The following is a 19,392-nucleotide window of genomic DNA, read 5'->3' as shown; positions in this document are numbered from 1 at the left end:
GCGGAAATCCCGACCTTTTCCAGACGGAGCGACATCATGGCCGAGCCGGTCCAAACGCCTCAGGCTTCCTTCCCCCCGCGCATCTTCTCGGGCATCCAGCCGTCCGGTGGGCTTACGCTGGGCAATTACCTTGGCGCGCTGAAGCGTTTCGTGGAAAAGCAGGAGGAAGGCATCGAAACGATCTACTGCATGGTGGACATGCACGCGATCACCGTCTGGCAGGAACCCGAAAAGCTGCGCCAGCAGACCCGCGAAGGCGCCGCCGCCTTCATCGCCGCAGGCATCGACCCCGCGCGCTCCATCCTCTTCAACCAATCCCAAGTCACCGCGCATGTGGAACTCGGCTGGATCTTCAACTGCATCGCCCGCATGGGCTGGATGTCGCGGATGACCCAGTTCAAGGACAAGGCGGGCAAGAATTCCGAGAACGTCTCCCTTGGCCTCTTCGCCTACCCCTCCCTCATGGCCGCCGACATCCTCGCCTACAAGGCGACGCATGTGCCTGTGGGAGAGGACCAGAAACAGCACCTCGAACTCACCCGCGACATCGCGATCAAGTTCAACAACGACTACGGCGTGAACTTCTTCCCCGTCGTCGAACCCGTGATCGAAGGCGCCGCCACCCGCGTGATGAGCCTCCGCGACGGCACGAAGAAGATGTCCAAATCCGACCCGTCCGACCAGTCCCGCATCAACCTCACCGACGATGCCGACACTATCGCCAAGAAGATCCGCAAGGCCAAGACCGACCCCGAACCCCTGCCTGACACGCTCGACGGCCTCAAGGACCGGCCCGAGGCGCGGAACCTGGTGAACATCTACGCCGCCCTCGCAGGCCACACCCCCGAACAGGTGATCCGCGACTACGCGGGCGCGCAGTTCGGCACGTTCAAGCCCGCTTTGGCCGACCTCGCCGTCGCGAAACTCGAACCCATCACGCTGGAAATGAACCGCCTGATGCAGGACCCCGCCGAAATCGACCGCATCCTTGGCCAAGGCGCGGACCGCGCCGACGCCATCGCGCGGCCCATCGTCGATCAGGTCTACGACATCGTCGGCATGATCCGCTCGCGGCGGGGCTAGGGGCGCGCGCGGGATGCTCCGGCGCTGGATGCGCCATGCCATGACACTGGTGATCGCAGGTTCGCTTGCGCTCACCCTCCTCTCGGCGGGGACGATCGCGATGGACCCGACGCTGACGCCCCTGCGCGATGCCACCGCGTCCGAGATCGAAGCGACCATCACCGCCGAACTCGCCCGCCTTTCCCCCGACACGATCCCCGACCGGATCGCCGACCACCTCACTGCCGAACGCCGCGACTGGGTGGTCCTGCAATCGCTGCGCGACCTTGCCGCCGAACTGGGCCAGCCCCTGCCCCCCGAAACCCTCGCCGCCTATGACGCGGCATGGGAACAGGATTCCGGCCTCTGGGCCAATGCTGCCAATTGTGCCGCCTGCGCGCTGGACCCCGCCGCCTGCACGCTCTCCACCTTCATGATGTGTCAGGCCCCGATCATGCTCACCCCGGTGGGCGACCTTGCCACCATCCTGAATGGCGGCATCGACTATATGGCGGGCGAAGAGGTGGACCGCATCGCCATCGCCCTGTCCATCGTGGGCCTTGGCGCGACGGCGACCGTCGTCGCCTCAGGCGGCACCTCCGCCGCCGCCAAGCTCGGTGCCTCCGGCCTCAAGACCGCGCGCGCCATGAACCGCCTCTCGCCGCGCCTCACCGCGCTCACCACCCGCGCCGCGACCGATGGCGTGGACTGGATCGCGCTCCGCCGCGCCCGCAGCATGGATGACGTGGCCCTGTCGCTCCGCGCCGATGCCTTCGCCCCCCTCGTCTCCATCGCCGCCGATCTCGACCGTATCCGGGCCGCGACCGACACGACCACCGCGCTCCACCTCCTGCCGCTGATCGACGATGCGAACGATGCCCGCCGCCTTGGCAACGCGGCGCAGGCGCTGGGTCCCCGCGTCACCGCCCGCGCCGAGGTTCTGGGCAAGGCCCGCCTCCTGCGTGCAACCACCCGCGTGACGGGGTTGGGCTATGCGCTGATCACCGGGATGGTCGGGCTGATCCTGTCGGTCGGCCTCTTCCTTGCCTCCGCGCTGCAGACCCGCCTCTTCGCGGCGCTGCGCCGCCGGGCCGCCGCCGCCGATCCCTCAGACCACGGCTAGCCCCTTCATCTTGGCCCAAATACCCAATCGACGGCCCCCACCCCGCGCGCCGCCGGACTGGGGCGATGGTCCCTGTGCCACGCCCGCCGCACTCCGCATCTTTCTGCGAACAGAGTTAACGAAAAAACGGTGCCCGGGCGTATGCACAGCCGTCTGCACCGACTGTCTGCACCGGCCGTGGCACGGGTTTTTTCACCCCTGCCCGGAAGAAAACGCAGCGTTCGCAGGGCCTTGCCCCCGCCGAAGGGCCGAAGGCGGCACCCCGAACCGCCGACTGAACGCCCGGCTCAGGGTCGAGGGCGAGGAGAACCCCGTCCGCAGCGCCACCTCCGCCAGCGGATGGCGCGTATCCGTCACCATCCGCCGCGCCGCCTGCAGGCGCAGGCCCATGGCATAGGCCCCGGGGCTTTCGCCAAGGTATTGATGAAAAAGGCTTTCCATCCGCCGGGGCGACAGCCCCACCGCCCGCGCGATGCGCGCCATCGGCTCAGGATCGTCGATCCGCGCCTCCATCCGCGCAATCGCCTCCGCCACCCGCCCATCCAGCCGCGGATCCCGCTGCGGCGGTGCCACCTGCGGCTCATGCCCCGCGCGCTGCGTCGTCAGGAACGACGCCGCCACCTGCCGCGCCAAGGGCGCCCCATGGCGGCTTGCGATCAGATGCAGCATCAGGTCCTGCGCCGGGGCCGCACCCCCCACTGTTACCCTATTGCGATCAATGACATAGCGGTCGGGCAGACATTCCATCTGCGGGAATGCAGCGGCAAAATCCTCCAGATCCTCCCAATGCACGGTCGCCCGATACCCGTCCAGAAGCCCCGCCCGCGCCATCACCCAGGCCCCCGCATCCACCCCCGCGATCAGTTGGAACCGGGGCGCCATCCGCCGCAGCGCCTGCAGGAAAGGCCGCGTCGCCACCTCCGCCTGCCGATAGCCCACGATCACCATCAGCACATCCGCCCCCTCCGCCGAGGCAAGGGGCCCCGCCGAGGGCAATTCGATCCCGCAGGTCAACGGCACCGGCCGCCCATCCGGCGACACCACGCGCCAGCGATAGGCTTCCTCCCCCAGATGCCGGTTCGCCGCCCGCATCGGATCAAGCACCGACGCCACCTCAAGGATCGAGGCATGCGGCAGCACCAGCACTGCCAGCGTCAGGGGCGCACGGGAGGGAAGGAAAATGTTGACGTTTTCGGCCATATGAATTGCGTAAAGCGCAAAGCATCGCGGCGCAAGCAGGCTAATCTGATGCGAAGACAAGGGAGGACTGCCATGCCGCTCGCCATGAATCGCGAGGTTTTCATCACCTGTGCCGTCACCGGATCGGGCGGCACGCAGGACCGCAGCCCGCATGTGCCGCGCAGCCCCCAGCAGATCGCCGAAAGCGCCATCGCGGCGGCCAAGGCCGGCGCGGCGGTGGTGCATTGCCACGTCCGCGACCCCGAAACCGGCAAACCCGCCCGCGACCCCGCGCTCTACCGCGAAGTGACGGAACGCATTCGCGATTCCGCCACCGACGTGGTCCTGAACCTGACCGCGGGCATGGGCGGCGACATCTATTTCGAAGGGACCGAGGACATGGGCCGCATCGGCCCGCGCTCCGACATGGCGGGTGCCACGGAACGGGTGGCGCATGTCGTGGAATGCCGCCCGGAAATCTGCACGCTCGACTGCGGCACGATGAATTTCAACGAAGCCGATTACGTGATGGTCAACACCCCCGGCATGCTGCGCGACATGGCGCGGCGCATGACGGCGGCAGGCGTGCGGATCGAGATCGAGGCCTTCGACACGGGCCACCTCTGGCTTGCCAAGGAACTGGTGAAGGAAGGCGTGATCCCCGAAACCGTGCTGGTGCAGCTTTGCATGGGCGTGCCGTGGGGCGCTCCGGATGACCTGAACACCTTCATGGCGATGGTGAATAACGTCCCCGCAGGCTGGCACTATTCCGCCTTCTCCCTTGGCCGCAACCAGATGGCCTATGTCGCGGCGGCGGTTCTGGCGGGCGGCAATGTCCGCGTGGGGCTGGAAGACAATCTCTGGCTCGACAAGGGCGTGCTGGCCACCAACGCCCAGCTTGTGGAACGCGCGGCGACCATCGTGGAAAACATGGGCGCCCGTGTCATCACCCCCGCCGAAGTGCGCGCCCGGCTGAAGCTGGAGAAGCGCCCGCCTCTGCCGAAATAGGGTGGAAAGGGTCGGCCCCATCGCGCCGCCCCATGCCGCGCAAAGCATCGCGCGGCTTATCCCCTTGGGGCAGGGCTGGGTGCTGGAACCGCTGGAGGCGGGTTTCCTTCTCCGCACCCTCGCGCAAGAGGCGCGCCCGGTGCAGGTGCGCATCACGGGCGAAGAGGCGCAGGCCCTGCGGCAGGGCGAGGTGACGCCGGAACAGATGGCGCAGCGGCACGGGGTCGTGCCGCATCACCTGCCCCCCGGCGCGGTGACCGTCGCCTTCTCGGACGAGGCGCTTCGGCTTTCGGGCCGGGGCAGCAACGCGGCGCAGGGCGGCGACGCCCGGGTGCCGCAGGAACAGCCGCCGGGGCAGGGGACCTTCCTCCCCCGCGCGGGCATCATCGGGGCGGCGCTGATCGCGCTGCTGGCATTGGCCCTTCTCTGGGCCGTCTGACGGAGAGAACGGATATGGCGCGCAAGGCGGGCATCATCGGGGGCGGGGTCATCGGCGGCGGCTGGGCCGCGCGCTTCCTGCTCAATGGCTGGGATGTGGTGGTGTTCGACCCCGATCCGGAAGCCCCGCGCAAGGTGGGCGAGGTTATCGCCAATGCCAAACGCGCGCTGCCCGCCCTGTCCGACGGGCCGATGCCGCCCGAGGGCAAGCTGACCTTCGCCAGCACCATCACCGAGGCCGTGGAGGGGGCCGACTACATCCAGGAATCCGTTTCCGAACGGCTGGACCTGAAGCACCGCGTCTTTGCGCAGATCCAGCAGGTCGCGCCCGACACGCCCATCGGCTCCTCCACCTCTGGTTTCAAACCGTCCGAGTTGCAGCAGAACGCCGCCAACCCCGCGACCATCTTCGTCGCCCACCCGTTCAACCCCGTCTACCTCCTGCCGCTGGCCGAAATCGTCCCCTCCGCCAAATCCGACCCCGCCCTGATCGAGGCCGCCAAGGAAACCCTGCGCGAGATCGGGATGTTCCCCCTCCACATCCGCAAGGAAATCGACGCCCATATCGCCGACCGCTTCCTCGAAGCGGTCTGGCGCGAGGCGCTCTGGTTGGTCAAGGACGGCATCGCCACGACCGAGGAGATCGACGAGGCGATCCGCATGGGCTTCGGCCTACGCTGGGGCCAGATGGGCCTGTTCGAAACCTACCGCATCGCGGGCGGCGAGGCGGGGATGAAGCACTTCATGGCCCAGTTCGGCCCCTGCCTGACATGGCCCTGGACGAAACTGATGGACGTGCCGGAATTCAACGACGAACTCGTCGACCTGATTGCCGGGCAATCCGACGCGCAATCCGGCCACCATTCCATCCGCGAACTCGAACGCATCCGCGACCAGAACCTGATCGGCTTCCTCCGCGTGCTTAAGGACCGCAACTGGGGCGCGGGCAAGGTCCTCCTCGACCACGACGCCCGCCGCCGTCAGGCGATGGCGGACCCGTCGCCCGACAGCGCGGTCCCCATGGAAATGGCCCGGATGCATGTCCTTCCCGGCTGGATCGACTACAACGGCCACATGACCGAAAGCCGCTACCTCTTTGCGGCCTCGGAAACCTCCGACGCCTTCCTCCGCCACATCGGCGCCGACATCGCCTATGTCGGCACGGGCTACAGCTACTACACCGCCGAAACCCACATCATGCATCTGGGCGAGGCGAAACTGGGCGACGCCCTCACCGGCACGGTGCAGGTCCTCCACGCCGACGAGAAACGCCTCCACATCTTCATCCGCCTCCTGAAGGGCGACGAGGCGGTGGCGACGCTGGAACAGATGCTCCTCCACGTCGACATGAAGGCCGGCAAGACCTGCCCAGCCCCGCCCGCGATTCTCGACCGGCTCTTGCCCATCGCCAAGGCCCATGCCGCCCTGCCAAGACCCGAAGCCGCGGGCCGCCATGTCGGCCAGAAGAAGGGGTGACGCCATGCAGTTCGGCCTAACCGAAGAACAGCAGATGATCGTCGAGACGACGCGCAGCTTCGTCGAGAACGAGCTTTACCCCCATGAGATGGAGGTGGAACGCACGGGCCACCTGCGCATGGACCTGATCAAAGAGATTCAGGCCAAGGCCATGCAGGCGGGCCTCTACGCCGCCAACATGCCCGCCGAGGTCGGGGGGGCGGGCCTCGATACGCTGTCCTGGCTTCTGTATGAAAAGGAGTTGGGCAAGGCGAATTATGCGCTGCACTGGACCTGTGTCGCGCGGCCGTCGAACATCCTGCTGGCAGGGACGGAGGAGCAGCGGCAGAAATACCTCTATCCCTGCATCCGGGGCGAGAAATGGGATTGCCTTGCCATGACGGAACCGGGCGCGGGGTCCGATCTGCGCGGCATGAAGGCCAGCGCGCGGCAGGACGGGGATGACTGGGTGCTGAACGGCACCAAGCATTTCATCAGCCATGCCGATCTGGCCGATTTCGCCATCTGCTTCATGGCGAGCGGGGAGGAGGACACCCCGCGCGGCAGGAAGAAGCTGATCACCGCCTTCTTCGTCGACAAGGGCACCCCCGGCTTCACCGTCCGCGACGGCTACCGCAACGTCAGCCACCGGGGCTACACGAACGCCATCCTCGAATTCGACAATTGCCGCATCCCGAAGGAACAGGTGCTGGGCGAGGTTCACAAGGGATTCGAAGTTGCCAATACATGGCTCGGCGCCACCCGCCTGCAGGTCGCCGCCACCTGCCTTGGCCGCGCCGAACGCGCGCTGGCCCATGCCGTGCAATATGCGGCGGAGCGCCAGCAATTCGGGCAAGCCATCGGCAAGTTCCAGGGCATCAGCTTCAAGCTGGCCGACATGGCGATGGAGTTGAAGGCGGCGGAACTGCTGACAAGGGAAGCCGCGTGGAAATTCGATCAGGGCACCGTGACCGAGGCCGACATGAGCATGGCCAAGCTCAAGGCGACCGAGGTTCTGGCCTTCATCGCCGACGAGGCGATCCAGATCCATGGCGGGATGGGCCTGATGGACGACCTGCCGCTGGAACGCATCTGGCGCGACGCGCGGGTGGAGCGCATCTGGGAAGGCACGTCCGAGATCCAGCGCCACATCATCAGCCGCCAGATGCTGCGGGCCTTCGGCGCATGACGATTTTTCATGCGAAAAATCAGGGGGCATTCTGCCCCCTCGGCGCGTGCCGCGCCTCACCCCCTGAGGATATTTGAAGAACGGATGAAGTAACGGAATGTTCACCTTTGGCATCCAGACTGAGCGCACGGTACAGGCGGGGACGCCGATGACCGTAACGGGTGAAGTCTCCCTGTCCCGGACCGGGGCAGGGGGATGCCTTCCCTGCTTCAGCCGTTTCCAAATATCCTCGGGGGTCCGGGGGTGGAAAACCCCCGGCTGGAGACAAGCGGCGCCTGCGCCGCGCAGTCGACCTGAAAGGAATGCGCGCGGCACGCGCGCGCCGCTTTGCAGCGGGGTGCGTCATGCGTGACCTCCGTCGCCTGCTGCGCCCCCGCTCCATCGCCGTCCTCGGCTCCGGCTGGGCCGCGAATGTGGTCGAACAATGCGCCAAGATGGGCTTTGATGGCCCCGTCTGGCCCGTCCATCCCACACGGGACGCCATCGGCGGCGCGCGCTGCTTTCGTTCGCTGGCCGATCTTCCGGCACCCCCAGATGCCACCTTCATCGGCGTGAATCGCCATGCCACCCTGGATGTCGTGGCCGAACTGGCCGCGATGGGCGCGGGCGGGGCGACCTGTTTCGCCTCCGGCTGGGAGGAGGCGGGCGAGGCGGGTCTGCAAGCCAACCTCGTGCAGGCGGCGGGCGACATGCCGATCCTCGGCCCCAACTGCTATGGCGTGATCAACTATCTCGACGGCGCGCTCCTCTGGCCCGATCAGCATGGCGGGGTGCGGGTGGAGCGCGGCGTGGCGCTGCTGTCGCAATCCTCCAACATCGTCATCAACCTGACGATGCAGGCGCGCGGCCTGCCCGTGGCCTATGTCGCCTGCCTCGGCAATGCCGCGCAGGTGGGGCTGGCGGAACTGGCGGGCGCCCTCCTTGCCGATGAACGGGTCACCGCGCTGGGCATGTATGTCGAAGGCATCGACGATGCCGCCGCCTTCGCCGACCTTGCCGAACGGGCGCGGGCGGCCGGCAAGGGGATCGTCTGCATCAAATCCGGCAAGACCGAACTCTCCCGCACCGCCGCCGCCTCGCACACCGCCTCCCTTGCCGGCGGCGGGGCCGCCTCCTCCGCCTTCCTGCGCGCCTGCGGCGTGGCCGAGGTGGCGACGCCCGCCGAATTGATCGAGACGCTGAAGATCTTCCACCATTGCGGCCCGCAGATCGGCCCGCGCCTCTGCTCGCTTTCCTGTTCCGGGGGTGAGGCGGGGCTGGTGGCCGATCTCGCCGCCCCCTTCGGCGTGGATTTCCCGCCGCCGTCAGAGGCGCAGCGCCAAAGGCTGGGCGAGATCCTCGGCCCCATCGTGGCCATCGCCAACCCCTTGGATTACCACACCTTCATCTGGGGCGACGGGCCGCGCACCACGGATGTCTTCACCACGATGCTGGCCGGTTACGACGCGGGCATCTTCATCATCGACCCGCCGCGCCCTGACCGCTGCGATCCCTCCAGCTTCCAGCCCGCGCTGGATGCGGTGGTGGCGGCGGCGGGGAACACGGGCAAGCCCGCCTTCGCAGTGGCCTCGCTGCCGGAGAATTTCGACGAGGCGCTGGCGCTGCGGATGGCCGCGCCGAATGTGGTGCCGATGATGGGCCTTGAAACCGCGCTGGGCGCGATCAGGGCGGCGCAGACGGGGCCGAACCGGGGCGGCTGGCGGCCGTGGCCCGTAGTCGGGACCCGCCCGCTGCGGATGCGGGATGAGGCCTCCGCCAAGGCGCTGATTGCCGCGGCAGGGGTGGCGGTCCCGCGGTCCGTCATCGCACCGACGCTTGCCGAACTGGCTCCACTGGCGGCCGCGCTGACCGCGCCCCTCGCGCTGAAGGGCCTCGGCTTCGCCCACAAGACAGAGGCCGGTGCGGTGCGTCTTGGGCTGTCCTCGGTCGAAGGGCAGGCCGAGATGGCGGGGGCGCAGGGCTATCTGGCCGAAGAGATGGTCACCGGGACGGTGGCCGAGCTGCTGGTCGGCCTGCGCCGCGATCCGGTCTATGGCGCGACACTGACCTTGGGCTTTGGCGGCGTCACGGCAGAGGTTCTGGCCGATACCGTGACCCTCGTCCTGCCGGTGACGGCGGAGGAGGTGGCGCAGGCCCTGCGACGGCTGCGGCTCTGGCCGCTGCTGGATGGTTATCGCGGGCGGGCGAAGGCCGACACGGCCGCTGCCGTGCGGGCCGTCATGGCCTTGCAGGCCCTGTTGCAGGCCACCCCCGCGCTGGAGGAAGTCGAGATCAACCCGCTGATGCTGACCGCCGATGCGGCTGTCGCGGTGGATGCGGTCATCTGGGAGGAAACGGAATGAGCGCGATGCAGATGCGGACCGAAGGCCCGATCCGGACAAGGCGCGAAGGCGCGGTGCTGGAGGTGACGCTGGACAGGCCCAAGGCCAATGCGATCGACCTTGTCACCAGCCGGATCATGGGCCTCGTCTTCCGCGATTTCCGCGACGACGACAGCCTGCGCGTGGCGATCCTGCGGGCGGAGGGCGAGAAATTCTTCTGCCCCGGCTGGGACCTGAAAGCCGCTGCCGCAGGCGATGCCGTCGATGGCGATTACGGCGTGGGCGGTTTCGGCGGCTTGCAGGAACTGCCCAACCTGAACAAGCCCGTCATCGCCGCCGTCAACGGCATCTGCTGCGGGGGCGGCCTCGAACTCGCCCTTTCCTGCGACCTGATCCTTGCCTCCGCCAACGCCACCTTCGCCCTGCCCGAAATCCGGTCGGGCACGGTGGCGGATGCGGCGAGCATCAAGCTGCCCAAGCGCATCCCCTATCACGTCGCCATGGACCTCCTCCTCACCGGCCGCTGGTTCGATGCCGAAGAGGCGCTGCGCTGGGGCCTGCTGAAAGAGATCACGGCCCCCGGCGACCTTCTGCCCAAGGCATGGGAGCTTGCGCGCCTTTTGGAAAGCGGGCCGCCCCTCGTCTATGCCGCGATCAAGGAAGTCGTGCGCGAGGCCGAGGCGCTGCGCTTTCAGGATGCGCTCAACCGCATCACCAAGCGGCAATTCGCGACGGTGGACCGTCTCTATTCCAGCGAGGACCAGTTGGAAGGCGCCCGCGCCTTCGCCGAGAAGCGCGACCCCGTCTGGAAGGGCAGGTAACACGGAAACGACAGTTTCCTGTCGCTGCCTGTCACGCCCTGCCACGGCGGGGCGCTAGGCTCCGCCGCAAGCAGAGGTGGGCCATGGACGACCAGACGGATTACATCATCGTGGGTGCGGGATCGGCGGGCTGCGTGCTTGCCGACAGGCTCACGGCCAGCGGCAGGCATCGCGTCACGGTGCTGGAGGCGGGCGGGACCGACCGGCGCTTCTTCGTCATGCTGCCCTTGGGCTATGGCAAGCTGTTCTACGACCCTGCCGTGAACTGGCTCTACAAGACGGAACCCGATCCGGGCCTTGCCGGGCAGCGCGACCATTGGCCCCGCGGCAAGGTGCTGGGCGGATCGTCCAGCATCAATGCCATGGTCTACATCCGCGGCCACCGCGCCGATTATGAGGAGTGGGAGGCGGCGGGCAATCCCGGCTGGGGCTGGGACGACGTGCTGTCCGCCTACAAGGCGATGGAGGATACCGAGGCAGGGGGCGATGACTGGCGCGGCAAGGGCGGGCCGCTGTTCGTATCGGCCAACCGCAAGGGTCTGCATCCGCTGGTGAAGGATTACGTCGCCGCCTGCGAAAGCGCGGGCCTGCCCGCAAACCCCGATTTCAACGGGGCCGAACAGGAAGGCGCGGGCATCTATCAGATGACCATCCACAAGGCCCGCCGCAATTCCGCCGCCCGCGCCTTTCTGCGCCCAGCGATGAAACGCCCGAACTGCCGCGTCATCACGGGTGCCATGGTGACCCGTGTCCTTGTGGAGGACGGCCGCGCCACCGGCGTCGAATACCGTATCGGAACCGAAACCCGCATCCTGCGCGCCAAGGCCGAGGTGATCCTCTCCGGGGGGGCGATCAACTCGCCGCAACTGCTGCAACTTTCGGGCATCGGCCCCGGCGCGCTGCTGCAAGGCCTTGGCATCCCCGTCCTGCGCGACAATGCCAACGTGGGCGACCACCTGAGCGACCATCAGGGCATCAACTACACATGGAAGATGCGCGTCCCCACCTACAATGACGAACTCCGCCCGTGGTGGGGCAAGCTGATCGCGGGGATGAAATATGTCCTCGCCGGAGGCGGGCCGCTGTCGAAATCCATCAACCATGGCGGCGGGTTCTTCCGCACCTCGCCCGATCTGCCCCGGCCCAACATGCAGCTTTACATGCAGGCCTTCTCCACCCTCATCCCGCGCGACGGGGAACGCCCGATCCTCACGCCGGACCCGTTCCCCGGCATGTCGCTGGGCCTGTCGAACTGCCGCCCCACCAGCCGGGGCCATATCCGCCTGCGCACGCCCGATCCGCTGGCCCATCCGGTCATCACGGCCAATGCCTTCTCCACTGATCATGACGTGCAGGAGATGCTGCTGGCGGTGAAATACCTCCGCCACCTCGCCGCCCAGCCCCCGCTCGCGCGGCTGATCGCCGAGGAACTCCGCCCCGGCCCGGATGTCACCACGGATGATGCGCTGATCGCCGATTTCCGCGCGCGGTCGGGCACCGTCTATCACCCGTCCTGCACCTGCCGCATGGGGCCGGATGCGGCGACCTCGGTGGTGGATGCGCGGCTGCGCGTGCATGGCGTGGCGGGGTTGCGGGTGATCGACGCCTCCGCCTTCCCCAACCTGATTGCCGGCAACACCAATGCCCCCGCCATGATGCTGGGCTGGAAGGGTGCCGAACTGGTGCTGGCCGACGCGCGCTGAGGCGCGCGCTCAGGCGGCCTTCTTGCCGATCCTTGGTTCGGTGCCTTCGCGCATGCGGCGGATATTGGCCGCATGGCGCACCCAGACGAGGATCGCCAGCAGCAGCGCCAGCAGCACCATCTCGGAATAGCCCGCGAAGGCCAGATAGCCGGGTGCCAACCCCGCCGCCGCCAGCGCCGACAGCGAGGATATGCGCGACACCGCCGCCACCACCAGCCATGTCGCGCAGGCCATCAGGCCGATGGGCCAAGCCAAAGCCAGCAGGATGCCAAGGAAAGTCGCCACCCCCTTGCCACCCTTGAACCGCAGCCAGATCGGGAACAGATGCCCGAGGAAGGAGGCCAGCGCCGCCACCTGCGCCGCATCCTCGCCCACCATCGTCCGCGCGATCAGCACGGCAATCCCCCCCTTGGCCGCATCAAGGATCAGCGTCGCCGCCGCCGCCCCCTTGTTCCCCGTCCGCAGCACATTCGTCGCGCCGATATTCCCCGACCCGATCTTGCGCAGGTCGCCCAGCCCCATCGCCCGGGTGATCACCACGCCGAAAGGAACCGATCCCAAGAGATAGGCCAGCAGCGCCACCACCAGCAGCGCCACGGGAGAAGAGATGAAATCAGGCAGGAAGATCGTCATGCGCCATGCACCTGAATGCCGTTCACGAAGGTGGCCAGCACCTTACCCTCCATCCGCTGCCCGTCAAACGGGGTGTTCTTGGATTTCGACCGCAGCTTGAACCGGTCCATCAGGAAAGGCGCATCCGGATCGAACAGCACGAGGTCGCCCGGCGCCCCCACCGCCATCCGCCCCTGCGGCAGCCCCAACCGCCGCGCGGGGTTCAAGGACAGCGCGCGGAACAGCACCGGCAGATCGATATGCCCCGCATGATACAGCCGCATCGCGGCGGGCAGGATCGTCTCCAGCGCCACCGCGCCCGCAGCGGCCTCCTCGAAGGGCAGGCGTTTGGATTCCTCATCCGCCGGGGTATGCATGGACGAGATGCAGTCGATGGTGCCATTCGCCACCGCCTCCACCATCGCCAGACGGTCCTCCTCCGACCGCAGCGGAGGCGTCATCTTGAAGAAGGTGCGGTAATCGCCAAGGTCGATTTCGTTCAGCGTCAGGTGATGGATCGACGTCCCCGCCGTCACGTCCAGCCCCGCCGCCTTGGCACGGCCCAGCGCGGGCAGGCTCTGCGCCGTGGTGATCTGGTCGGCGTGATAGCGCACGCCCGTCATCTCCACCAAGGCAAGGTCGCGCTCCAGCCCCATCCTCTCGGCCAAGGGCGAAACGGCAGGCAGGCCGCGGAGAGAGGCGAACTTGCCCGATGTCGCCGCCGCCCCCTTGGACAGTCCGGGGTCCTGCGGATGCCCGATCACCAGCGCGCCGAGCGAGCGGGCATAGGTGAAGGCCCGCGACAGCACCTTGGCATCCGACGTGACGGCGAAGGCATCGGTAAAGGCGATGGCCCCGGCATCCAGCAGAAAGCCGATCTCCGTCATCTCGCGCCCCTCGCGCCCCTTGGTCAGCGCGGCCATGTGGCGGATGCGCACCGGGCTGGCCTCCGCCGCGCGGCGGGTGACGAATTCAAGCGTCTCGGGCGTGTCGATGGCCGGGTTGGTGTCGGGCCGCGCGATGACCGTGGTCACGCCCCCCGCCGCCGCCGCAAGGCCCGCCGAGCGGAAGGATTCCCGGTGACGCTCCCCCGGTTCGCCGATCTTCACGCCGATATCCACGATGCCGGGCGCAAGGTGATGCCCCCCGCAATCGATCTCCACCGCGCCTTTTGGCTTGGCCCCGCCGATGGCGGCGATCACCCCCTTGGCCAGCGTGACCGACCCTTGGGTGATGCTGCCCCCCTCGGGGTCGATGATCCGGGCATTCGTCAGGTGCAGGGTGGTCATGTGCGGGGTCCGGGCTGGATCGCGCGCGCCGCGGCGGCGGGATCGGGGAGATAGCGGATCAGGTGCTTGTCGCCCGTGGTCGTGACGATCTGCACCGCACCAAGAAAGGGGCGGGCCTGCGCGATCTGGGCGCGCGGGATGGACCGGCCGCCGGGGCCGGTCAGATGGCTGTCGGTCAGGCGCCAGACTTCGCCCATCGCCTCCGATTTCACATAGGCCGCGCGGATGCCGATGGCGAGGAGGGCCGCCACCGGCCCCACCCACGGGTCGGCATTGCCCAAGGCGATCAGCACGACCCCCGCCACGACGCCCCCCGCCAGCGCCATGATGACATGGGCGCGCAGATAGGCGGCAGGAGAGGGGCGGAACTCCATCACCCCACCACGAAATAGACGGTGAACAGCGCAAGGAAGATCAGCACCAGCGCCGCGACCTTGCCGCCCGCGCGCATCTCTTCCTTGGTGGGTTTGCGGTCGGGATCGGGGGTCATACCATCGTCCCCACCAGTTTCCGCCCCCGCTCCAGCCGCAGGTTGCGGGCGAGCAGGTCCATGCAGGCCATGCGCACGGCGACGCCCATCTCCACCTGATCCTGAATGACCGACCGGTTGATGTCATCGGCCAGATCGCCGTCGATCTCCACCCCCCGGTTCATCGGGCCGGGATGCATCACGATGGCATCGGGCTTGGCATGCGACAGCTTTTCCGCATCCAGCCCATAGCGGTGGTAATATTCCCGCTCCGACGGGATGAACCCACCATCCATCCGCTCTTTCTGAAGCCGCAGCATCATCACGACATCAGCGCCTTCAAGGCCCTTCTTCATGTCGTCATAGACCTCCACCCCGAATTCCCCGATCCCCGAAGGCATCAGGGTGGGCGGCCCGATCAGGCGGATGCGGTTCTCCATCTTGCCCAGCAGGATCAGGTTCGACCGCGCCACGCGGGAATGGGCGATGTCGCCGCAGATGGCGACGGTCAGGCGCTGGATGCGCCCCTTCGCCCGCCGGATCGTCAGCGCATCCAGCAGCGCCTGCGTCGGATGCTCGTGCCGCCCGTCGCCCGCGTTCAGCACCGCGCAATTCACCTTGGACGCAAGCAGGTTCACCGCCCCCGACGCGCCATGCCGGACCACCAGCAGATCGGGATGCATCGCGTTCAGCGTCATCGCCGTGTCGATCAGCGTCTCGCCCTTCTTCACGCTGGACGAGGCCACCGACATGTTCATCACATCCGCCCCCAGCCGCTTGCCCGCCAGTTCGAAACTGGCCTGCGTGCGGGTGGAATTCTCGAAGAACATGTTGATCTGCGTCATCCCCGCCAGCACGTCCGAGGATTTCACCGTGCGGCGGTTCAGATCGACATAGCGGTCGGCCAGATCGAGGACCGTGGTGATTTCCAAAGGCGCAAGATGCTCGATGCCGAGGAGGTGGCGCGCGCGGAAGGTCATTCGGGTCCTCCATCGGGGTTCCCTGCGGCTTATAGGCAGGGCAGGGGGTTCGGGCAAGCCGCGCCGCCGGGTTCCGATGATGCCTGACGAGTTTGCCGCTGGCGCAGGCATCGGGGCGACCTTAGGTTTGGGCGCATGGGAATCGATCTCGACATCTCCACGCCCGAAGGCTGGCACGCCGCCCTTGCCGCGCTGCGCTGGCAGATGGAACTGGGCGTCGACGAATTCATCGGCGACACCCCGATCAACGCCTATGACCTGCCCGACCGCAAGGCCGCTCCCGCCGAGGCCCCAGCGGCAACCCCGCCGAAACGCGCGGCGGCGGAACCCTACATCCCGCAGATAAGCCCCGCCGAACGCGCCGCACAGGCCGCCGATGCCGCCGTGGCCGATGCCGCCGCCCGCGCCGCCGCCGCCGCCAACCTCGACGCCCTGCGCGAGGCGCTGGCCGGATACGACCATTGCGAGGTGAAGAAGGGCGCGCGCAACCTCGTCTTCTCCGACGGACGCCCCGGCGCGCGCGTCTTGATCCTTGGCGAGGCACCGGGGCGCGACGAAGACCTCGAAGGTCGCCCCTTCGTCGGCGCGGCGGGGCAACTCCTTGACCGCATGTTCGCGGCCATCGGCCTGTCGCGCGACAATCCTGACCTGCAGCACGCCCTCTACATCACCAATGTCATGCCGTGGCGGCCACCCGGCAACCGCGACCCCTCTCCCGAAGAGATCGCGATGATGCGCCCCTTCGTCGAACGCCACATCACCCTTGCCGCGCCGGATGTGATCGTCCTCATGGGCAACACCCCCTGTTCCGCCCTGCTGGGCGCCAAGGGCATCCTGCGGCTGCGCGGCACATGGACCGAGGCGCTGGGCCGCCCCGTCATGCCGATGACGCACCCCGCCTATCTCCTGCGCAACCCGGTGGCCAAGCGCGAGGCTTGGGCCGACCTTCTGGCGATCAAGGCAAGGCTCGGATGATGTTTCCCGTCGATCCCCTCGTTCTTCTGGCCTTCATCCCTGCGGGGCTGGCGCTGAACCTCACGCCGGGGGCGGACATGATGTTCACGCTGGCGCAGGGGCTGAAGGGCGGGCCGCGCGCGGGCATGGCCGCGAATGCCGGCATCGCGGTGGGCGGCATGGCCCATACGGTCATCGCGGGGCTGGGCCTCGGCGCACTGGTCGCGGCGCATCCCTTGGCCTTCGACGTGATCCGCTGGGGCGGCGTGGCCTACCTGCTGTGGCTGGCGGTGCAATCCCTTCGGGCGGGGCCTCTCGCCGCGCGGGGCGACGTGGCGGCGCGGTCGCTGGGGCGGGTCTTCCTCGACGGGCTGATGGTCAACCTTCTGAACCCCAAGGTGATCCTCTTCATCCTTGCCTTCCTGCCCCAATTCGTCGATCCGTCGCGGGCGGTCCTGCCGCAGTTCCTGATCCTCGGTCTGGTCTTCTCGCTGGGCGGCTTTGTCGTGAACGGCATCGTCGCCGTCTTCGCGGGCGGCGCGGGGCAGCGTCTGGCCGGATCGACCACCTTCGCCCGCTGGCTGGGCCGCGCGGGGGCCGCGATCTTTGCCGGGCTCGCGCTGCGTCTGGCGCTGATGTCGAAAGGATAGCCGCATGAGCCGCATCGACGAAACCAAAGACTTCATCCCCGTCCGCATCGCCGTGCTGACCGTCTCCGACACCCGCGGCATGGCCGAGGATCGCAGCGGCGACACGCTGGTGGAACGGCTGACCGGGGCAGGCCACATCCTTGCCGCGCGCGGCATCATCCGCGACGAACGGGACGAGATCGCCGCCCAGCTCCGCGCATGGATCGCCGATCCGGCGGTCGACGTGATCCTGACGACGGGCGGCACGGGCCTGACGGGCCGCGACGTCACGGTCGAGGCGCATCGCGACGTCTATGAAAAAGAGATCGAAGCCTTCGGCACGATCTTCACCATCGTCTCCATGCAAAAGATCGGCACCAGCGCCGTGCAATCCCGCGCCTGCGGCGGCGTGGCGGGCGGCACCTACCTTTTCGCCCTTCCCGGCAGCCCCGGCGCCTGCCGCGACGCATGGGACGAGATCCTGAGATGGCAACTCGACTATCGCCACCGCCCCTGCAACTTCGTCGAGATCTTCCCCCGGCTTGAGGAACACCGCCGCCGGAAATAGCGACGGAACCGCAGGGCAGGGGCGTTCAACGGGGCAAGGCCTGCGGTTTCACGCAGGCGTCATTGGCGTTGCGCCGCCGAGGGGCTAGGTATCTCCTGCCGGTGGCGGCATGGGCGAAAGGGATTGAATGCGGTTCTTCGGGCGCGCCTTGGGCGGTTTGTTCCTTGCGGCAATGACGCTGGCCCTGCTGGCCATGGCCGTCGGCGTGATCGTGGGCGCCTTGCGCGAACGCATGGCAGGCGGCGGCATGGCCCGCCCCGCCGAGGAACGCGTGATTTCGGCCAATGTCGTGACCGTCGATCCCGCCCGCATCATCCCCGAAACCACCGCTTATGGCGAACTGCGCGCCACCCGCGCCCTCGAACTCCGCGCCCCCGTCACCGCCCGCGTGGCCGAGGTTTCGCCCAGTTTCGCCGACGGGGCCTCCGTCGCGGCGGGCGAGGTCCTCCTCCGCCTCGACCCGGCCGAGGCCACCGCCGCCCGCGACCTCGCCGCCGCCGCGCTGGCCGAGGCCGAGGCCGCAGGGCGCGAGGCCGCCCGTGCGCTGGACCTTGCCCGCGACGATCTGGAACAGGCGCAGGCGCAGCTTGCCCTCCGCCAGCAGGCCCTGCAACGCCAGCGCGACATCGCCGCCCGTGGCGCAGGCTCCGCCGCCGCCGTGGAAACGGCGGAACTCGCCGTCGGACAGGCCGAACAGGCCCTGCTGTCCAGCCGCTCCTCCCTCGCGCAGGCCGAGGCGGCGGTCGATCAATCCGCCATCGCCGCGGATCGCGCCCGCATCTCGCTGGGCGAGGCCGAACGCACGCTGGAGGACACCGTCATCCGCGCCGAATTCGCGGGCCGCATGGATGGGGCGGCCAACCTCGTCGTGGGCGGTCAGGTCACCGCGAACGAGGTGCTGGGCACCGTCATCGACCCCGCCGCGCTGGAAGTGGCCTTCCGCCTCTCCACCGCGCAATTCGCCCGCCTTCTGGATGCGCAGGGCGATCTGGTCGAGGCCCCGGTCACCGCCCGGCTCGATGTCGCCGGGGCCGCGCTGCAGGCGCAGGGCCGCATCCTGCGCGCCGGCGCTTCGGGGGCCGAGGCCGGGGGTGGCCGCGTCGTCTTTGCCGCGCTGGACGCGGCACCCGGCCTGCGTCCCGGCGATTTCGTCACCGTCACCGTGGCCGAACCCGCGCTGGAGGCCGTGGCCGACCTTCCCGCCACCGCCATCGATTCCGCAGGCCGCGTCCTAGCGGTCACCGCCGACGACCGGCTGGAAGAGGTCGCGGTCGAGGTCCTCCGCCGTCAGGGCGACCGTGTCATCGTAGCCCCCGGCGCTCTGGCGGGGCGCGAGGTGGTGGCGGAACGCTCCCCCCTGCTTGGCGCGGGGATCAAGGTCCGTCCCGTCCGCCCCGGCCAGCAGGAACAGGCCAGCGCCGCGCCCGAGGTGCTGGAACTCACCGCCGAACGCCGCGCCGCCCTCGTCGCCGCCGTCGAAGGCAACTCCCGCATGCCGGAAGAGGCGAAGGCCCGCATCCTTGAACAATTGCAGCAGGATCGCGTCCCCGCCGAGGTCGTGGCCCGCATCGAAGCCCGGATGGGGGGCTGAT

At 68.3% G+C, this 19,392-nt stretch carries 18 protein-coding genes; 13 read left to right on the top strand and 5 right to left on the bottom strand.

The window, feature by feature from the left end; genetic code table 11:
• The first annotated feature begins 36 nt into the window (after nucleotides 1–36).
• A complete protein-coding gene (trpS, locus tag TabM4_RS16080) occupies nucleotides 37–1,083 on the top strand; it encodes a tryptophan--tRNA ligase (RefSeq protein ID WP_434614595.1) in 1,047 nt (348 codons plus the stop codon).
• A 13-nt stretch (nucleotides 1,084–1,096) separates the two neighbouring features.
• Complete coding sequence (locus tag TabM4_RS16075; RefSeq protein ID WP_434614592.1) at nucleotides 1,097–2,185, top strand: hypothetical protein; 1,089 nt, start codon at nucleotides 1,097–1,099, stop codon at nucleotides 2,183–2,185.
• Between the two features lie 192 nt (nucleotides 2,186–2,377).
• Here TabM4_RS16075 and TabM4_RS16070 read toward each other — a convergent pair whose 3' ends face one another.
• Nucleotides 2,378–3,385, bottom strand: coding sequence for a GlxA family transcriptional regulator (locus TabM4_RS16070; RefSeq protein ID WP_434614589.1), 1,008 nt, complete (start codon nucleotides 3,383–3,385; stop codon nucleotides 2,378–2,380).
• A gap of 72 nt (nucleotides 3,386–3,457) precedes the next feature.
• Between TabM4_RS16070 and TabM4_RS16065 the strand changes: the two genes are divergently transcribed.
• The 7 genes from TabM4_RS16065 to TabM4_RS16035 all read left to right on the top strand — a co-directional run bounded on the left by TabM4_RS16065 (nucleotide 3,458) and on the right by TabM4_RS16035 (nucleotide 12,299).
• Nucleotides 3,458–4,372, top strand: a complete 915-nt coding sequence (locus tag TabM4_RS16065) for a 3-keto-5-aminohexanoate cleavage protein (RefSeq protein WP_434614586.1) — start codon at nucleotides 3,458–3,460, stop codon at nucleotides 4,370–4,372.
• A 1-nt stretch (nucleotide 4,373) separates the two neighbouring features.
• The gene (locus TabM4_RS16060; protein ID WP_434614583.1) at nucleotides 4,374–4,811 is read left to right on the top strand and encodes a hypothetical protein; all 438 of its coding nucleotides are present in this window, start codon (nucleotides 4,374–4,376) and stop codon (nucleotides 4,809–4,811) included.
• A 14-nt stretch (nucleotides 4,812–4,825) separates the two neighbouring features.
• Nucleotides 4,826–6,286 (top strand): carnitine 3-dehydrogenase, encoded by a 1,461-nt coding sequence (locus tag TabM4_RS16055; RefSeq protein WP_434614580.1) that lies wholly within the window; start codon nucleotides 4,826–4,828, stop codon nucleotides 6,284–6,286.
• A 4-nt stretch (nucleotides 6,287–6,290) separates the two neighbouring features.
• Nucleotides 6,291–7,454, top strand: coding sequence for an acyl-CoA dehydrogenase family protein (locus TabM4_RS16050; protein ID WP_434614577.1), 1,164 nt, complete (start codon nucleotides 6,291–6,293; stop codon nucleotides 7,452–7,454).
• Nucleotides 7,455–7,798: 344 nt separating this feature from the next.
• Nucleotides 7,799–9,796 carry an acetate--CoA ligase family protein gene (locus tag TabM4_RS16045; protein WP_434614574.1) on the top strand — a complete coding sequence of 666 codons (1,998 nt, stop codon included), beginning with the start codon at nucleotides 7,799–7,801 and terminating at the stop codon, nucleotides 9,794–9,796.
• Nucleotides 9,793–10,596 (top strand): carnitinyl-CoA dehydratase, encoded by an 804-nt coding sequence (locus TabM4_RS16040; RefSeq protein WP_434614571.1) that lies wholly within the window; start codon nucleotides 9,793–9,795, stop codon nucleotides 10,594–10,596. The genes TabM4_RS16045 and TabM4_RS16040 overlap by 4 nt, the downstream gene beginning before the upstream one ends.
• Before the next feature lie 83 nt (nucleotides 10,597–10,679).
• Nucleotides 10,680–12,299 carry a GMC family oxidoreductase gene (locus TabM4_RS16035; protein ID WP_434614569.1) on the top strand — a complete coding sequence of 540 codons (1,620 nt, stop codon included), beginning with the start codon at nucleotides 10,680–10,682 and terminating at the stop codon, nucleotides 12,297–12,299.
• Between the two features lie 9 nt (nucleotides 12,300–12,308).
• Here TabM4_RS16035 and plsY read toward each other — a convergent pair whose 3' ends face one another.
• The 4 genes from plsY to TabM4_RS16015 form a co-directional block, all read right to left on the bottom strand.
• On the bottom strand, nucleotides 12,309–12,920 hold the full coding sequence (gene plsY, locus TabM4_RS16030; protein WP_434622125.1) for a glycerol-3-phosphate 1-O-acyltransferase PlsY: 612 nt from the start codon (nucleotides 12,918–12,920) through the stop codon (nucleotides 12,309–12,311).
• An 8-nt stretch (nucleotides 12,921–12,928) separates the two neighbouring features.
• Nucleotides 12,929–14,200: a dihydroorotase gene (gene pyrC, locus TabM4_RS16025; protein ID WP_434614566.1), complete on the bottom strand. Its 1,272-nt coding sequence runs from the start codon at nucleotides 14,198–14,200 to the stop codon at nucleotides 12,929–12,931.
• A complete protein-coding gene (locus TabM4_RS16020; RefSeq protein WP_434614563.1) occupies nucleotides 14,197–14,574 on the bottom strand; it encodes a hypothetical protein in 378 nt (125 codons plus the stop codon). Before TabM4_RS16020 ends, pyrC begins: the two co-directional genes overlap by 4 nt.
• Before the next feature lie 112 nt (nucleotides 14,575–14,686).
• On the bottom strand, nucleotides 14,687–15,649 hold the full coding sequence (locus TabM4_RS16015) for an aspartate carbamoyltransferase catalytic subunit (RefSeq protein ID WP_434614560.1): 963 nt from the start codon (nucleotides 15,647–15,649) through the stop codon (nucleotides 14,687–14,689).
• 135 nt (nucleotides 15,650–15,784) lie between these two features.
• Between TabM4_RS16015 and TabM4_RS16010 the strand changes: the two genes are divergently transcribed.
• The 4 genes from TabM4_RS16010 to TabM4_RS15995 all read left to right on the top strand — a co-directional run bounded on the left by TabM4_RS16010 (nucleotide 15,785) and on the right by TabM4_RS15995 (nucleotide 19,391).
• Nucleotides 15,785–16,624 (top strand): uracil-DNA glycosylase, encoded by an 840-nt coding sequence (locus TabM4_RS16010; RefSeq protein WP_434614557.1) that lies wholly within the window; start codon nucleotides 15,785–15,787, stop codon nucleotides 16,622–16,624.
• A complete protein-coding gene (locus TabM4_RS16005) occupies nucleotides 16,621–17,253 on the top strand; it encodes a LysE family translocator (protein ID WP_434614554.1) in 633 nt (210 codons plus the stop codon). The genes TabM4_RS16010 and TabM4_RS16005 overlap by 4 nt, the downstream gene beginning before the upstream one ends.
• A 4-nt stretch (nucleotides 17,254–17,257) precedes the next feature.
• Complete coding sequence (gene moaB / locus TabM4_RS16000) at nucleotides 17,258–17,800, top strand: molybdenum cofactor biosynthesis protein B (protein WP_434614551.1); 543 nt, start codon at nucleotides 17,258–17,260, stop codon at nucleotides 17,798–17,800.
• A 127-nt stretch (nucleotides 17,801–17,927) separates the two neighbouring features.
• Nucleotides 17,928–19,391: an efflux RND transporter periplasmic adaptor subunit gene (locus TabM4_RS15995; RefSeq protein ID WP_434614548.1), complete on the top strand. Its 1,464-nt coding sequence runs from the start codon at nucleotides 17,928–17,930 to the stop codon at nucleotides 19,389–19,391.
• The last annotated feature ends 1 nt before the right edge of the window (nucleotide 19,392 follow it).

It is taken from the genome of Tabrizicola sp. M-4 (assembly GCF_051132405.1).
Classification (GTDB): Bacteria; Pseudomonadota; Alphaproteobacteria; order Rhodobacterales; family Rhodobacteraceae; genus Paragemmobacter.
The sequence above is the reverse complement of the archived record's forward strand: the minus strand, read 5'-3'. Positions and strand labels throughout refer to the sequence as shown.

Excerpts from the sequence above, each read along its gene's own strand:
- trpS (WP_434614595.1), top strand. The coding sequence starts at position 37 with ATGGCCGAGCCGGTCCAAACGCCTCAGGCTTCCTTCCCCCCGCGCATC.
- TabM4_RS16075 (WP_434614592.1), top strand. The coding sequence starts at position 1,097 with ATGCTCCGGCGCTGGATGCGCCATGCCATGACACTGGTGATCGCAGGT.
- TabM4_RS16070 (WP_434614589.1), bottom strand. The coding sequence starts at position 3,385 with ATGGCCGAAAACGTCAACATTTTCCTTCCCTCCCGTGCGCCCCTGACG.
- TabM4_RS16065 (WP_434614586.1), top strand. The coding sequence starts at position 3,458 with ATGCCGCTCGCCATGAATCGCGAGGTTTTCATCACCTGTGCCGTCACC.
- TabM4_RS16055 (WP_434614580.1), top strand. The coding sequence starts at position 4,826 with ATGGCGCGCAAGGCGGGCATCATCGGGGGCGGGGTCATCGGCGGCGGC.
- TabM4_RS16050 (WP_434614577.1), top strand. The coding sequence starts at position 6,291 with ATGCAGTTCGGCCTAACCGAAGAACAGCAGATGATCGTCGAGACGACG.
- TabM4_RS16045 (WP_434614574.1), top strand. The coding sequence starts at position 7,799 with ATGCGTGACCTCCGTCGCCTGCTGCGCCCCCGCTCCATCGCCGTCCTC.
- TabM4_RS16040 (WP_434614571.1), top strand. The coding sequence starts at position 9,793 with ATGAGCGCGATGCAGATGCGGACCGAAGGCCCGATCCGGACAAGGCGC.
- TabM4_RS16035 (WP_434614569.1), top strand. The coding sequence starts at position 10,680 with ATGGACGACCAGACGGATTACATCATCGTGGGTGCGGGATCGGCGGGC.
- pyrC (WP_434614566.1), bottom strand. The coding sequence starts at position 14,200 with ATGACCACCCTGCACCTGACGAATGCCCGGATCATCGACCCCGAGGGG.
- TabM4_RS16020 (WP_434614563.1), bottom strand. The coding sequence starts at position 14,574 with ATGGAGTTCCGCCCCTCTCCTGCCGCCTATCTGCGCGCCCATGTCATC.
- TabM4_RS16015 (WP_434614560.1), bottom strand. The coding sequence starts at position 15,649 with ATGACCTTCCGCGCGCGCCACCTCCTCGGCATCGAGCATCTTGCGCCT.
- TabM4_RS16010 (WP_434614557.1), top strand. The coding sequence starts at position 15,785 with ATGGGAATCGATCTCGACATCTCCACGCCCGAAGGCTGGCACGCCGCC.
- TabM4_RS16005 (WP_434614554.1), top strand. The coding sequence starts at position 16,621 with ATGATGTTTCCCGTCGATCCCCTCGTTCTTCTGGCCTTCATCCCTGCG.
- moaB (WP_434614551.1), top strand. The coding sequence starts at position 17,258 with ATGAGCCGCATCGACGAAACCAAAGACTTCATCCCCGTCCGCATCGCC.
- TabM4_RS15995 (WP_434614548.1), top strand. The coding sequence starts at position 17,928 with ATGCGGTTCTTCGGGCGCGCCTTGGGCGGTTTGTTCCTTGCGGCAATG.